We start from the raw sequence: 15,434 nt of genomic DNA, 5'->3' as shown, positions 1-15,434 counted from the left end.
ATGAATTTGGTAGTTATTTTCTTTTGTCATCTTGTAAACTTGTTAACTTGTATCCTAAGTTGTTGTAAAAAAAACGAGCACTTTGCTCAGATTCTCATACTCGTTTCACCTGCGGTTACCCTGTTTTACTTGAATTGGGATGATCCAATGGTCTACCCGGACTTACTTTATAACTTTTACCGGATTGTTTGACAAGGAACACGATGATAGTCGCACTTATTATCATGCTGATTCCAAGAACTGTCAACCCGAGATTATGGCTGCCTGTCATGTCATTGATAAATCCTACAAAATACGGGCCGAAGAATCCACCAAGATTACCAATACTATTAATCAATGCAATCGCACCACCTGCTGCTGCTCCCGTCAGGAATGATGGCGGGATCGCCCAGAATGGAGAGTAAGCTCCAAACGCCCCACACAAACTAATCGTTAGGAGTGCAAACGCTCCCATCAAACTGAAATCTGCAACATATACACTTGCAATCATAGCAATCGCACTAACCGTCAAACAACTAGCCACATGGAATTTACGTTCGTTATGTTTATCTGAACTTTTGCCGACAAGATACATCACAATCATTGCACAGAGATACATGAATCCAAGCAACCAGCCAATACTCTGTAAGGACCAACCTGTCGATTCAGTCAAACCTCTTGATATGGTTGGCAGGAACATATTGATTCCGTAATAACCAAACATCCAGAAGAAGTATCCCAGTGCCAAAATAAGTACATCCTTATCTCGCAAAACTTCAAGGAAAGTAGGCTTTTTAACTTTTTGTTTCTCCAGTGCCTCTTTGCGAGTTACATCCAGTAGCCAAGTCTTCTCTGCGCCCGTTAACCACTTGGCATCTTCGATCCGATCCGTTAAGTAGAAGTAACAGATAATGCCAAGAAGTACTGCTGGAATCGCTTCCAAAATAAAGAGCCATTGCCAACCTGCCAAGCCGAGCCAATCAATTTGTAACAGGAACGTGGATAACGGTGACCCAATAGCATTAGCTGCTGGAATTGCAATCATAAATCCAGCAATCGCTTTGGCGTGATGCTTGGATTGGTAGAATCCACTTAGATAATGCACCATGCAAGGGTAGAAACTAGCTTCAGCCACACCGAGTAAGAAGCGAACGATGTAGAACTGGATTGGGGTTTGGATAAATGCCATAATGATCGCAATGATTCCCCAGGAAACCATGATGCGGCTAATCCACCGTCTTGCACCAATCTTGGACATCATTGCACTGCCGGGTACCTCAAGCAGGAAGTAACCTAAGAAGAAAATCCCTGCCCCAAACCCATACACGGCCTCGGAGAATCCGAGGTCTTCATTCATTCGTAATGCCGCAAATCCGATATTTACGCGATCCAGTATTGAAATGGCAAAACACAAAAACAAAAATGGGATCAAACGTAATGTGACTTTGCGGACTGTTGATTTCTCCAATTGCTGCAGATCCATATGAAATCCTCCCATGAAATAATTCAATCCGTTGTTATATTAAACGCTTACAATTTCAGTTATAAAAAAATGATGTGCTGCATTTTCAAAATCATTCACTGAAATGAAGCGTTTCCAAATACTTGTGATGATATGCACCTCCTGTTGATTTGTAATCTTGTTAACTTGTATCCTAAGTTTTGCTGATCTGAATATATCAATTAACTTTTTAATTGTCAATAAGTTATTTTTTCAATTTTGGATGGATTAAAAACAACAAATAATCCCTATGCTAATTGCGATGCATAGGGATTATAATTAATCTTTCCAATAACGATTAAAGAGATTTTGCATATGCTGTGTCATGAGATTGGCTGCCGTATCTTCCTGCTTATTCTCAATCGCATCTATGATTTCTTTATGCTCGCTAAAGTTCGTATCACGGTAGTCAGGGCGGGTTACCGTGCGATCACGGATAAATCTCCACATTTCCTGCTGCTTCATCGCTTGGGTTATTACCGTCATGAACTGAATGAATAAGTCATTATGTGAAGCTCTGGCAATCTCCATATGCAAGCGTTCATCCGTTTCCGGTACATAATGTCCACCTGCTGTCTCTGATTCCATCTGTTTAATGGTTTCACGGAGAAGCTGAATCTCGTCTGCGGTAGCCCGTTGTGCTGCCATACTGGCGATTAGTGGTTCAATACTCATTCGTGCTTCAACGATATCCTCCGGCGATACAGAATTGATGAAAGAATCGTCCGTCACTGCCTCATCCTGAGCCATCGTGCTTTTGACATAAACGCCTTCACCCTGTCTAGAATAGATGTACCCTTTCATTTCCAGAGCGCTCAGTGCCTGTCTGATCGGAGCCCGGCTTACCCCGAATTGCGCACATAGTTCTCGTTCTGTTGGCAGTTTGTCCCCAATCTGGAACGTACCTGATTGTATTTCAGAGAGAATCTGATCGTAAATTTGAATATACAGTTTATTGCTGGATACGCGATTAAATTGTATTGAAATCACTTCCCTCGATTAGTTTCATTACATCTAATTACCAAAACGATATATCAATAAACATTATATAAATTAGAACCTTGTTAGACAACATGATAATTAACAAATCATTAGAATTCAACAAAAGTACATCGATTGGACAACCTTTTCCAGTACTTTTACAACGGAGGCCATTAAGACAACAACTCAGTCTTAAAATCAATAAAAAAACATGACCGCCATAGCGCGATCATGTTTTCTTCAAATCCCACTTCTCAATGCATAACCATTAAGATTTCGCAGGCAATATATTTTTGTCAAACTCAACTTCGAACAGATATTCGTCCAAATCAACCTTCATCGCTTCATTGAAGATGTTCGAGGCAATCATCTTGCATCCAACAGTTGTAATCAGCACAATCTCTTCTGAGGTGAATTCGCTTCTTAATTTATCATAAATGGACTCATCGATGGTGTTTGGATTGTTAACCAATCCACGCCCATAATCAATCAATACTTTTTCGATTTCAGTGAATTCGAATTCATTGAAGCTGATGTTCAGATCACGGAGAAGCTTGGCATGATAGGTGGAGCAGACCAGACACTCATTTTCAGTCGAGATCGCATAACAGTAAAAATAAATCGCGCGACTGCCAATGATTTTTTGCAACTCATTACGTACCGGATAAAATTCCATCGCATCAAAAGACGGCATAGAATACAACAACGTTTTAACCATATTCGTTACTCGATTGCCATTCTTGATTCGCTCATCCACAAAGTTCTTGGCTTCTTGAGACATGTCTTCGTATTGTAATGCGGGTACTACACTGCTCATGTAAAATTCCTCCTCTTAAGTAAAGTTAATGTGACGTCTTTAAGTAATAAGTAACCATCATGTTTGGACAGCTTATTGAAATTGTGGAATATTAATTCTCGGAATAGCATCAATCAACGACCGGGTGTACTCATGCTGCGGATCGTGGAAAATTTGCTTGGTCTCCCCCGCCTCCACAACTTCGCCGGCTTTCATGACCATCACACGATGCGAAATGCTGTAGATTACCTCAAGGCCATGCGCGATAAATAGATAAGATACACCCTTCTGCTGTTGAAGCTTCTTCAGCAATTCCAGAATCTGTGCCTGAATAGTCATATCAAGTGCAGAGGTTGGTTCGTCACAGACAATAACGGCAGGTTCTGCCGCAAGTGCTCTGGCGATTCCCACACGCTGACATTGTCCACCGGACAGCTCTCCTGGATATCGCGATTTAAACTCTCGGGGTAAACCAACATCATCCAACAACTCATCGACCCGTTTATCAATCGCTTTGGCGTTCATCTGAAAGTACAGCTTCAACGGTTCAGCCACGATATCTCTGATCTTCCATCTTGGATTGAGGGACGAGACCGGATCTTGAAATACATATTGGATGCTGCGCTTGTCGGAGCGAATACGCTTCGTGCCACTTAAGGCTTTATCGCCCAAGACGATCGAGCCTGATGTAAGTGGAATCATGCCAGCGACCATTTTGGCAACCGTCGTTTTGCCACTCCCCGATTCTCCGACAATGCCTAATGTCTCCCCTTGCCCTAGATAAAACGAAACATCTCGAACCGCGGCAAAGTCGGTACCATTCCTCGTCCGATACACCTTATGAAGTCCTTCAGCCTCCAACAGATGTTTGCTCATATATCCACCCCCTCAAAATAAATTCGGGGCATGCTGTTTAACAGCTGCTTAGTGTAAGGATGTTCCGGTCGCCCGAATATCGCTTCCTTCGTACCTTCTTCAACCAGATTGCCATGTCTCATCACGATCACACGGTCAGCAATCTCGTGAACCACACCAAGATCATGCGTAATGAACAGCACCGTCATGCCATATTGCTCTTTCAGCTTCAGGATTAACCGCAAAATCTGAGCTTGAACGGTCACATCCAATGCTGTTGTGGGTTCATCCGCAAGCAGCAGCTCAGGTCGTGAAGACAAGGCCATCGCAATCATGACACGCTGCCTCATTCCGCCAGACAATTGGAATGGATACTGCTTCACAACGTCATCCACATTGCGGATCTCCACTTGGGTTAACCAGGATTTTGCTTCTTCAAGCGCGGCTTTTTTGCTGATTCTTTTTGGCGCATGCAGACGAATCACATCCACCATTTGTGTTCCAATCGTGTAAACCGGGTTTAATGCACTCAGTGCATCTTGGAAGACCATAGCGATCCGTTTGCCACGAATACGCTCCATCTGTTTCTCATTTAATGTCAGCAAATCCTGACCGGCGAACCAGATCTGCCCATGGGTATATTCTGCAGCAGGTCGCGGCAGCAATTGCATAATCGATTTAGCGGCAACGCTTTTGCCGCTTCCCGACTCACCAACCAGGCACAAGATCTCACCTTCACGGATATCCAAGGATATATGATGAAGCACGTCCGTATGTTGGTCACGCTTGGTGAAGCGAACGCCTAATTCATTGATGCGCAGGAGTGATGTATCTGTCATTAGCTTCTCTCCTTGCTAAGGTCGAATTGCACCACATTCGAATCCGGCTGTTTCAGAAGCCGCTGTAAGGCTTCATGAGCAAGCACAAGATCAAATATGGACAGACCGAACGCATTAAACATTAATTTACGCTCAGGATGGTGCTGGATTGCCTGATCAGGCTCAGCCAGAAGCTTTTCTAACAGGGTTACCTTACCACCAATTTCCGGTGTCTTGCGCGCAAGACCGAATAGCGACTGACTGCTAGATGGAACGCCAGCTTCATAATCATCACATACAATATGATCAAATGATTCAATAGCTTCTGCATCAATATCACGCATGCCGATATGAAGATACAGATGGCCGGGAACGAAATGATCTGCATGTAAGTAAGGAGTTGAAGCGGATGTCGCCCCGACCACAACCTCAGCACAATCAAGTCGTTCTGGAAGAGATACATGGACACGGCTCTGAATACCCCGTTCTCTAAGAAGATCTGCGTGATTTTCAAGCAACTGCTCTGCATGCTGCATCGTACGACTCCACACATGAACTTCTTTCAGTTCAGGCATGAATGGCACAATACTGCGAAGCTGGTGACTCGCCTGAAATCCAGATCCGCAGAGGAACAATGATGATGCCTTAGATCCTGCTAACGCTTTGATCGCAGTCGCAGATACTGCACCTGTACGGAGCCCGCTGATTAACTCGCCTTCCAAGAGTGCACATGGTCTGCCTGTTGCTAATTCATTGAGCACAACGACCGGATGTGTATACGGTATGGAAGGATCGGAGTGTGGCACATGGGAAGTCCATTTCAGTCCAGCCACGCCTTCCTCAGCAAGATACGCAGGTAAGGAATAGAATGCTCCCGCTTCTCTAGCTCCAGCAGCCATCGCTACCTCCTGTGCACCTACTGCTGTCCCCTGTGCCTTTTGACTAAAGGTTCGTTCAATCAGACGTTGTGCAACTAAGGGGTCAGCTATCCCACTTTGCTTGATGCTATCTCGTGATACGAAGTACATTCGCTCCATCCTCCTTCCTGCTGTGACATGACATGAGTTGTTGCCCTGTTGCTTCGAATCGCTTTCCTTCGAGCCGCTTCATATTCATCGGAACTCCGCTCGGTCTCTAAGCCAATCGCCAAACAGATTAATTGTCATAATAACCAGAGCAATAGCGAGTCCAGGTATGGTAGATAACCACCATGCCGAACTGATATAACTCTTGCCGTCATTCACCATACCGCCCCAAGAGGGTGTAGACACATCAATACCGAGCCCAAGGAAGCTTAATGCTGCTGCGAGCAAAATCATGTGTGACATCTGTAAAGCAGCTTGTGTGGCGATCGTGTACAGGGTATTCGGTAAAATATGCTTCGCCATGATACTAATGCTTGGTACACCCATCGCTTTAGCTGCTTCGACGTATTCCAATTCTTTCAGTGAGAGTACTTGGCTACGAACAACACGTGCAAAGGTTACCCAGCCTGTCACTGCCAGCACGATAACGATATTCGTAAGACCTGATCCAAGCACCGCAACCATAACAATGGCGAGCAGCATGCTTGGAATGGACATCTGGATATCCGCAAGACGCATTAATACTGCATCCGTTTTACCACCGAAGTATCCGGCTACGATGCCAATGATACTGCCCAGCACACCTGAGATGGCAACAGCGATAATACTGATCCAGAGCGAGAGCCTGCCCCCATAGAGCAATCTGCTGAGTACATCCCTGCCCAACTGATCTGTGCCAAGCAAGCTCATACCGCCGTCTCCGCTATACGTGCTCCCTGGCGGAATAAGAATATCTTGCAGTGACTGCCTATACGGATCGAATGGCGCGAATAGCGGGGCAAAGACCGTCAGCACGAAGATGACGGTCAACGAACCTATGCTGGCAATGCCCTTGGCATTCGCACGAAGCAAAGATCGTTTTTTCATGATTATCCCTCTCTTCGTTTAGTGCACTTTGATTCTTGGATCAAGGCGATGATAGATCAGATCCGTCACAAGTGTAATGGCGATATAGATGATGCTGATCACAAGGATACTTGCCTGCACCAGCGGGAAGTCGCGGTTGCTGACACCTTGTATAATCAACTGTCCCACACCTGGCCATGAGAAAATCGTTTCGGTCACCACTGCGCCAGCAATCATGACTCCGAATTCCAGGCTAATGACGGTAATAACCGGCAGAAACGCGTTTTTGAGTCCGCGTTTCAAAATCCGGCTAGGTTTGGAGAATCCTTGAGCTTGACTTGTAATCATGTACCCCTTGTCCATGACTTCAATAAGAGAGGCTCGCATGGTGCGGGCAATCGGAGCAATCGGGTATGCTGCTAGAGTCAGCGCTGGTAATATAATCGACTCTAACCCCCGATTGCCCGACGTTGGCAACCAGTGGAGATTCACTGCAAAAATCATGATTAACACAATCCCAATCCAGAATACCGGCAGTGACTGGGTTAAGAAAATCCAACCGTTGACCACATAGTCGATCCAGCTATTCTTTTTGTACGCCGACACGATCCCAGCCAGCAAACCAACAGTGACTGCGATAATGATCGCAAACATGGCCAGGTCTATCGTTGCAGGCATTCGTTCAAGTACCAGCTTCAGTGCGGATTCTTTGTAATACAGCGAATTTCCCAAATCGCCGGTAAATAGGTTTTTTAGATAATCGATGTACTGCATCCAGAGAGGTTGATTGAACCCTAAGCTCTCTCGAAGCGCGGTCACCTGTTCTTCGCTCGCTTCAGGTGGAAGCATTAGGCGCGCCGGATCACCTGACAAGCGAATAATGAAAAATACAAGCGTTGCTGCACCGAGGACTGCAAGTACCGATTGTCCCAAACGTTTAAGCACGTAATGCTTCAATGGTTAACACTCCCATCCGGGCTTGGCCAAGTCACATAAGACGCCTGCCGATTTACTCGTTACCTGCTGAAATCGTGGATACCGGGATGGAGCCATCCACACGACCGTCCCATTTCAATCGATCAGATACGCCATAGTACTGGTTCTCCTGATATAGGAAAATGCGCGGTGCATCTTTCAACACTTCGTCCTGAATTTCTTGATATAGCTGTTTACGTTTAGCCTCATCTGTGACCGATCTCGCTTCATCCAGCTTAGCATCTACGTCCTTGTTCGCATAAGTGGAGTAAGACTCTCCTGAACGAAGGATGGCATAGATCGCTGCATCTGCATCAAGCGTGTTCGTGCTGCTCCAACCGAGTACATACATATCCGATTGTTTGCCCGCAGGTACGAGTGTCCGATACACTGAACTTTCTACGTTATTGACTTTGATATTTACGCCAACGGCTTTCAGTTGCTCTGCAATGACTTGCGCAACATCCGTGTTTTTGATGTACCAGCTTACCGTATCAAGTGTTGCAGAGAATCCGTTCGGGTAGCCTGCTTCTGCTAACAATTGCTTCGCTTTTTCAGGATCATAGCTATACCCTTCTGGTTCGCCAGCATATCCAAAGTCTTTTGGACCGATCAAGCTATTGGTCTGAACAGCTGCGCCTTGAAGCACTTTATCTACGATGGATTTAACATCGATTGCATAGTTCAGTGCTTGTCTTACTTTTGGATCATCAAAAGGTTTTACATCGGTTTTGAAGCCAACATATACTGTGTTGCCCGCGCGTTCAACAGTGGAGAGACGTGCAGTAGAAGATGACTCAATCTTCTCACGATCTTCTGGAGATACAGCTGTGATCAGATCAACTTCACCGTTCAGCAGCGCACTTACACGTGTCGAAGCTTCAGGAATAGAACGGAAAGTAACCTTCTTCACATCTGGTTCGCCGCCCCAGTAATTTGGGTTAGCTTCTAATACTACATTGCTGCCTTTGTCCCAGCTTACGAACTGGTACGGGCCTGTGCCGATCGGTTTTTGAGCAAATTGCTCTTGCCCTACTTCTTCAGCATATTTGGGAGGTACAATTTCGGTTGGATAACGATTAAACCGTGTTGGTACAAGTGGATCAGGTTTCTTCGTTACAACATTAACTGTGTACTCATCAACTACGTTAACTTCTTGGATTGTAGATACATAACTAGCTGTCGGTGCATTGTTCGCTGGATCAAGCACACGATCAAGGGAGTACTTCACTGCATCGGCATTGAACGCCTCACCATTCGTGAAGGTTACGCCCTCACGCAGTTTGAATTGCCATGTTGTATCGTCAATCTGGCTCCAGCTTGTCGCTAGACCAGGTACGAGCTTTTCTTCTGCGTCGCGTTTAACCAATGTATCGAAGATATTGTCCACGACCTGTGCATTTTCGGTCAGAAAACCCGGATCCAATCCGTTTACGTCAAATGCGCGGGCAATCGTAATTTCTAATTTTTGATCTTGCCCTTCACCTGTTGCTTCTTCCCCTGCTCCTGATTTGCTCGTTGTAGAGCAGCCTGCGGCGAATACGGCCAGCAGTGTCAGGATTAGCAAAAACTTACTCTTTTTCATGATGTACAACCCCCGTTAATTAAATTATGCTAATTTGCCCAACATGACCGCGTAACCGTTCTTGTGAACTGTCGATGCTGCATGAATGGATAAAATGACACCATGTTCGATGGGACAGCTTATGGAATGCTCTTCAAGTCCCGGATATGACAGTACACGCATCAGCTCTTCTCCCAGCCGAGCGTTCTCTCCAGCCTGCCTACTAAACGTTAACAAACCGCTCGTTTCAAATCTCATTTCAACGATGTCTGAGATCCGTGCAGGTTTTGGGTTCATGCCAAGTGTTTCTTCTGCCTGGGAATATTGTTCAGATGGAAATACGCCAAGTTGATCAAGGATCATCTGCACGGCGTGTAGATGTGTATCAACGGCTGCGGAAGTCCAGTAGTTGCCTCCGCCACTCTCAAGTAAGACAGCCGGGATTCCCTGCTCACACACTTCATTAATCAACATCCCCTTGGTTCCAGACTGGCAGACATATGTTGCTGTAAGTGGAATCTTATTTAGCGCCGCCATACTTCTTTGGAAAGCTGCCTCGTGGTCGCTTGCGACCATTGCAAACGGACAGACATCCAGCCAGCGACCACCTCCATGCAGATCAATCAGAAAATCAGCATATGCAATGATATGGTTAGCCAACCAGCGACCATAACGACCAGAGTATGAATCATCTGTTGCATTTTGGCCAAAAACCCGATTCAGGTTGATGCCATCCAGTGGGCTGCCATTTGTTCCCGCAAGCATCGCGGTTGGGTTCGTAACAGGGCACAATATCAAATTTCCATACAAATGCTCAGGCACAATATCGTTCAATAATTTAGCGCAAGCGATAATACCATCATGCTCGTCTCCATGTAGTGCAGCCTGCACCCATACCGTCGGCCCCTCTTGAATTCCCTTGACCAAAAACAAAACGATCGTTTGCTCCTCATGAATCTCATCAATTCGGGATACACTTGCCGATGACTGTTGACTGAAAGCTTGTTCCAGACTTACATATACGGGATAAGGTTTCGCAAAAATGGAGGTTACCAATAGGGACTGCTGCATGATGAAATGAACCGCCTTTCTATAACCGAGTATTCTTGTATGAATTATAAAATTTAGTTGATACTATCAAACGACGCGTCATTCTGTCAATGTCATAAATTGTATACGCATAGCGATATATGTCGAAAAAACACTGATGATATACAGTTGATATCGATTACAAAAAAAGAGGATTTTTAATTATATAATGAAGAAATTACTCAAACATACGAAAAAAGCCGCTCTAAAGCGACTTCGTATAACGTTATCATGATGCACGGAGATGTAATATATTCTTCAGCTACTGCTCTCGTTCTACTCCCTGAATTTACACGCCAAGTAGACGCGGCAGCAGACTACAGTTCAATCCCTTCTCCAAGTTCAAGCACCTTGCCTACCCCACTCGGTAAGAGCGAAACAAAAGCATGTGGATCTTGCTGAATATTAGGAAATGTATTAAAGTGTATCGGCACTACCTGTTTAGCTTGAAGCCATTCTGCTGCAACTGCAGCGTCTTCAGAACCCATCGTATGATTGTCCCCAATCGGTAGAAAAGCCAAATCGATTTCATTACGTTCTCCAATGACTTTCATATCATAAAACAGTCCTGTATCCCCTGCATGAAACACGGTTTTGCCCTCAGCAGTAAACAGTATTCCTGTAGGCATGCCCGTGTAAATAATCGTTTTGGTCTCAGGATTCACATAACTTGAACTATGAAATGCCTGTGTTACCTTTACTTTTCCAAACTCAAATGTATACGCCCCACCTATGCTCATTGCATGCGTATTTACACCTTCCCAGCTGAGTAAATCAGCCAGTTCAGCCGTCGCAATAACCAGGGCATTATTCCGCTTAGCGATTTCTACGGTATCCCCCACATGATCCCCGTGTCCATGCGTTAACAGAATTACATCCGCTTGAACGTTAGACGCATCTAGATCAGTATTTGCATTGCCTGTAATAAACGGATCAATCAAAATGACTTTTCCGTTCGTTTCTATTCTGACAACAGAATGTCCATGGTAAGTTACTTTCATCTTTATTTCCTCCTTATTCAGACAAATAACATTGAATTGCATAATGCAGTGTCAGGCTTCCATTGGTATAACCGATTGGGCAATCTTACATGCACCCGACCGTTCATAAGGAAACCCATCAAACGCAGGCTGATGATCCGGCATAGTTTGATGGGCAAATTGTAAGCAGGGATACACCGCTTATGAGATCTAATTCTTAGAAGTTTTGCGCTGCGTTACGAGCTTTTTCAATAGCTTCTGCTTTGATCTGTGGAGCACGTTCACCGGCTGTAGATACACCTTCAATAAATAGGTGGTCAACATCTGTAATACCAACAAAGTTCAATACCGTTTGCAGGTGACGATTGCCATTCTCACGATCAGCGACAGGACCTGCAGAGTATACGCCGCCACTAGCTTGAATGTGGAATGCTTTTTTGTTTTCGAGCAGCCCAACTGGACCATTCTCCGTGTATTTAAACGTTTTGGCTCTAACGCAGAAGGAATCAATGTATGCTTTCATCACTGGCGGGTATGAGAAGTTCCACATCGGTGTAACGAACACATACTTATCTGCTGCCACGAACTCGTCGAGCAGTTCGTTTAACTGGGATACTTTTTGTTGTTGTGATGCGCTCAATTGATCAAATGTACCACCTGTTTGCAGCTTGCCCCACGCGTCCAATACATCCGCATCGATATGAGGAATGTTACGTTGATATAGATCAACATGCACAACCTCGTCTGTAGGGTGACTCTCTTTATAGGCTTGTACGAATTGTTCGCCAGCTGAAAGGCTGTACGATGCTTCTGGGTTACCTGGATGAGCTGTGATGTATAATAGTGTTGACATAGTTATAACTTCCTCTCTTTAGTACGAATATGAGAAATTGATGTTTAAATTTATTGAGGTCAAACGATGAATGGAGCTTCACCATTGCCATATGACCAGTTTTCTTTGGTGACTTCAATCAGGTTGATGAACACATCTTCTTTACGAATGTCACGCTGTTGATGCAGTTGCTCAGCTAATTCCGCATAAAATTCTTTCTTCACATCCCCGGAACGGCCAGCATTCAACGTGATTTGCACAATGAGGAATCCATCCGTTCTCTCAATATCCAGGCAAGTCGGATCAAAACTAAAATGTTCACGATCCAGTTCTTCAATAATCAGAAAACGATCATTCGCAGGTACATGCAGTTTATCTACAATCGTTTGCAGGACAATCTCACCAATTTGTGCTTTCTCTTCACTGGAGCGACCCCTCAAAGTTACGATGCGAGTTAAAGGCATTTGTGTTACCTCCTTGTTTTGTTTTTGTTGATATGGTTTATTTTATCTGCTAGAATCCAGAACACGAATGTACTTAAGTTCGTGTTTGTTCGTGTTGAACTTGCTTAGTCTACGGAATTCAGGTGATGATATGGAAGAAGGCAAATTATCGAAAGATTGGCCACATGAGTGGATCAAAAAAATACGTTCCAGACCGACCAGAAGAGGCTCATCCAAACGAATGCGTCAGATTGATTTGGCAAAGAGAGTCGGTGTTGACCCTAGAACGGTTCAGCAATGGGAGAATGGAGATCGCCTTCCCAGTGTTGGTAACCTCAAGCTCATCATCCAGGCATTCTGGGAAGAAGGCCTTTTTCTAGAAATAGATCCCGCTCAAGAGGCAGAGCAGCTATGGCTAGCTGTCAAACGATTTTCCGAAGCACGTTCGGCCACTGGCCGTGAGTTTCCTGATTTTGACGCTACGTGGTTTGCAACATTAGCTGTCACGGAGAGCCTGGAATCTAATCAGACTAGAGATGTGAAGGCGGCCTCCTTCCCCTCCGTTACGGCGACAATTCATTTACCAAGGCTCGCCTCCAACTTTGTTGGAAGGCATCAATCCAAAGTCGATCTGGTGGAACAGCTACGTATTCACTCCCTAGTCTCCATCGTAGGTTCAGGAGGTATTGGTAAAACCACTCTTGCCGTTGAAGTCGCTTCATCGCTGATAGACATGTACCCGGATGGGGTCTGGATGTTTGAATTCGGCGTTGTTAATGAATCACACGACCTGGATCAATTGCTCCTAGCTACGTTGGGTTTACAAAATCAGGCGAACCAAACAGATCTTCAGGCTGTAATGGACAGGATCGCTAACCGTAAGTTGCTATTCATTTTTGATAATTGTGAACAACTGATTGATGCCATTGCAGCTACCGCCGAATCGCTGTTATCCGCTGCACCTGGGTTAACCATTCTAGCCACCAGTCGAGAACCGTTCAACATTGCAGGAGAATCCGTCTACCGTATTCCTCCCTTGTCCTATCCTGCTGATGATTGTTCACTGCAAGGACTCCATGAACAAGAACTATTGCAGTTTGAAGCGGTACAATTATTTTTGGAGCGGGCACGTATTGCAGTTCCGCAGTTTCAGCCTACGTTAACTGCCCTCAAACGGATTGCCGCCATTTGCAAAAAGGTCGAGGGCATTCCGCTGGCTATCGAGCTAGCCGTTGCCAGGATGAATATGCTGACCCTTGAACAAATCGAGGGACGGTTAGCTAACTTGTTAACCTTGTTGACTGCTGGGAAACGAACAGCTGCACCCCGGCACCAAACACTCCGGTCAACGATTGATTGGAGTTATAACTTGTTAACAGGCAAGGAACGCCTTCTGCTAAGACGACTAAGTGTATTTGCAGGTGGCTTCACGCTGGAAGCAGCCGAAGAAGTCTGTATCTGTGAACCTGGGATGCCTGACCATGAAGATCGAATTACGCGAGAGGATATGCTGGATTTACTGTCTGGACTCGTGAACAAATCTCTCGTAACCACTGAGGTCGGTGAAAATTATGGGATGATCCGGTATTTCATGCTCGGAGCCATTAAGGAATATGCAGGCGGGAAATTGCAGGAAGATTCCAACGAACACAAGCAATACGCTCTCGCTGAACGCCATGCCCAATTTTACATACAATGCTTGGAACGTGAAGAACCGAAGTTCAGGACTCGTGAGCGCGAGGCATGCATAGAAGCAGTAAGACGAGACTACGCCAATTTGCGCTCTGCCCTTCAATGGTCATATGCCAACCCACATGCTCATTCGTTCGGGCTACATATCGTGTCCAAGCTCTACTGGTTCTGGCTCCACGAAGGCAGGCTGAAGGAAGGGTTGTATTGGCTGGATCGCTTCCTGGACAGTTATAGCGATATAAATCTCGCTGTAGTGGATGGAGCTAAGGCGTTGCATGGACAAGGTGTCATTCGATTTGTTCAGGGCAATATTCAAGGTGCCATGGAAGCGACAGCCCGAAGCGTAGAGATCGCACGTCATTTACAGGAAAAGTCTCTGCTGGCTTCCTGCCTCCGGTTGTCTGCATTTCTGCACATCAAGATGCAACGTATGGAAGAAGCCGAAACGCTGGCGCAGCAAAGTGTAGACATCGCCAGATCAACAGGTGATTCATGGAATTTGGCCTCTTCTTTACATGCGTATGGGAGACTTCGTTTGGAGCAAAAGAAATACGACGAGGCAACGATAATCCTGAGGGAGAGTGTTCAGCTCTTCGAGTCCGTCCATGATCAGTGGGAAGTTTCAGGACCATACGAGTGCCTTGGTTATGCTGCCTTGAAGCTAATGGATGTTGAACAGTCGATTGCGTATTTCAAAAAATGCATCGTCGCCAGCCAGATTTACAATGGCTCCTGGATTCTTTCACGTGGATTGGAAGGTTTGGGTCTTGCTCTATATGGAAAAAACACCCTCTTGGAGGCTATTGTTCTACTTGGAGCTGCGGAGAAAGGACGGCAGAACTTGGACGCGGAAAATACGCCGAATTTCCCCTTAGAATATGAAGAGGCTATACTTACTCTTCAGCACACAGTGTCTGATCAGGAGTTCCGGGAATGGTGGACGAAAGGTAGAGGCATGTCTCAGGCGCAAGCTCTTGCCTATGCTTTGGAGATATAAC

At 45.3% G+C, this 15,434-nt stretch carries 14 protein-coding genes; 1 reads left to right on the top strand and 13 read right to left on the bottom strand.

What is annotated here, in order from left to right; genetic code table 11:
* Positions 1-115: 115 nt before the first annotated feature.
* The 13 genes from M3636_RS06450 to M3636_RS06390 form a co-directional block, all read right to left on the bottom strand.
* Positions 116-1,462 (bottom strand): MFS transporter, encoded by a 1,347-nt coding sequence (locus M3636_RS06450; protein ID WP_251381613.1) that lies wholly within the window; start codon positions 1,460-1,462, stop codon positions 116-118.
* 297 nt (positions 1,463-1,759) lie between these two features.
* Complete coding sequence (locus tag M3636_RS06445; protein WP_128101859.1) at positions 1,760-2,470, bottom strand: FadR/GntR family transcriptional regulator; 711 nt, start codon at positions 2,468-2,470, stop codon at positions 1,760-1,762.
* Between the two features lie 259 nt (positions 2,471-2,729).
* Positions 2,730-3,278 carry a carboxymuconolactone decarboxylase family protein gene (locus M3636_RS06440; protein WP_128101858.1) on the bottom strand — a complete coding sequence of 183 codons (549 nt, stop codon included), beginning with the start codon at positions 3,276-3,278 and terminating at the stop codon, positions 2,730-2,732.
* A 72-nt stretch (positions 3,279-3,350) separates the two neighbouring features.
* Positions 3,351-4,133, bottom strand: a complete 783-nt coding sequence (locus tag M3636_RS06435) for an ABC transporter ATP-binding protein (RefSeq protein ID WP_251381611.1) — start codon at positions 4,131-4,133, stop codon at positions 3,351-3,353.
* Positions 4,130-4,951: an ABC transporter ATP-binding protein gene (locus M3636_RS06430; protein WP_251381610.1), complete on the bottom strand. Its 822-nt coding sequence runs from the start codon at positions 4,949-4,951 to the stop codon at positions 4,130-4,132. Before M3636_RS06430 ends, M3636_RS06435 begins: the two co-directional genes overlap by 4 nt.
* The gene (locus M3636_RS06425) at positions 4,951-5,958 is read right to left on the bottom strand and encodes a hypothetical protein (protein ID WP_251381608.1); all 1,008 of its coding nucleotides are present in this window, start codon (positions 5,956-5,958) and stop codon (positions 4,951-4,953) included. The genes M3636_RS06430 and M3636_RS06425 overlap by 1 nt, the downstream gene beginning before the upstream one ends.
* 84 nt (positions 5,959-6,042) lie before the next feature.
* Entirely contained in the window at positions 6,043-6,882 is an 840-nt protein-coding gene (locus M3636_RS06420) for an ABC transporter permease (RefSeq protein WP_247897415.1), read from the bottom strand.
* Between the two features lie 18 nt (positions 6,883-6,900).
* Positions 6,901-7,818, bottom strand: a complete 918-nt coding sequence (locus tag M3636_RS06415) for an ABC transporter permease (protein WP_056690418.1) — start codon at positions 7,816-7,818, stop codon at positions 6,901-6,903.
* A 52-nt stretch (positions 7,819-7,870) separates the two neighbouring features.
* Entirely contained in the window at positions 7,871-9,421 is a 1,551-nt protein-coding gene (locus M3636_RS06410) for an ABC transporter substrate-binding protein (protein ID WP_251381606.1), read from the bottom strand.
* 24 nt (positions 9,422-9,445) lie between these two features.
* Positions 9,446-10,471, bottom strand: coding sequence for a M14 family metallopeptidase (locus M3636_RS06405; protein WP_251381604.1), 1,026 nt, complete (start codon positions 10,469-10,471; stop codon positions 9,446-9,448).
* Between the two features lie 335 nt (positions 10,472-10,806).
* Entirely contained in the window at positions 10,807-11,490 is a 684-nt protein-coding gene (locus M3636_RS06400) for a metal-dependent hydrolase (protein ID WP_128101850.1), read from the bottom strand.
* A 196-nt stretch (positions 11,491-11,686) separates the two neighbouring features.
* Positions 11,687-12,322, bottom strand: a complete 636-nt coding sequence (locus M3636_RS06395) for an FMN-dependent NADH-azoreductase (protein ID WP_128101849.1) — start codon at positions 12,320-12,322, stop codon at positions 11,687-11,689.
* Positions 12,323-12,381: 59 nt separating this feature from the next.
* Entirely contained in the window at positions 12,382-12,765 is a 384-nt protein-coding gene (locus tag M3636_RS06390; protein WP_128101848.1) for a tautomerase family protein, read from the bottom strand.
* 130 nt (positions 12,766-12,895) lie between these two features.
* Here M3636_RS06390 and M3636_RS06385 point away from each other — a divergent pair, with 130 nt between their 5' ends.
* Positions 12,896-15,433, top strand: coding sequence for a tetratricopeptide repeat protein (locus M3636_RS06385; protein ID WP_251381602.1), 2,538 nt, complete (start codon positions 12,896-12,898; stop codon positions 15,431-15,433).
* Position 15,434 lies beyond the last annotated feature (1 nt).

Origin of the sequence: Paenibacillus sp. MER 99-2 (assembly GCF_023714095.1) — a bacterium.
In the GTDB taxonomy this organism is placed as follows: domain Bacteria; phylum Bacillota; class Bacilli; order Paenibacillales; family Paenibacillaceae; genus Paenibacillus.
This window is presented reverse-complemented; position numbering and strand designations above follow the sequence as displayed.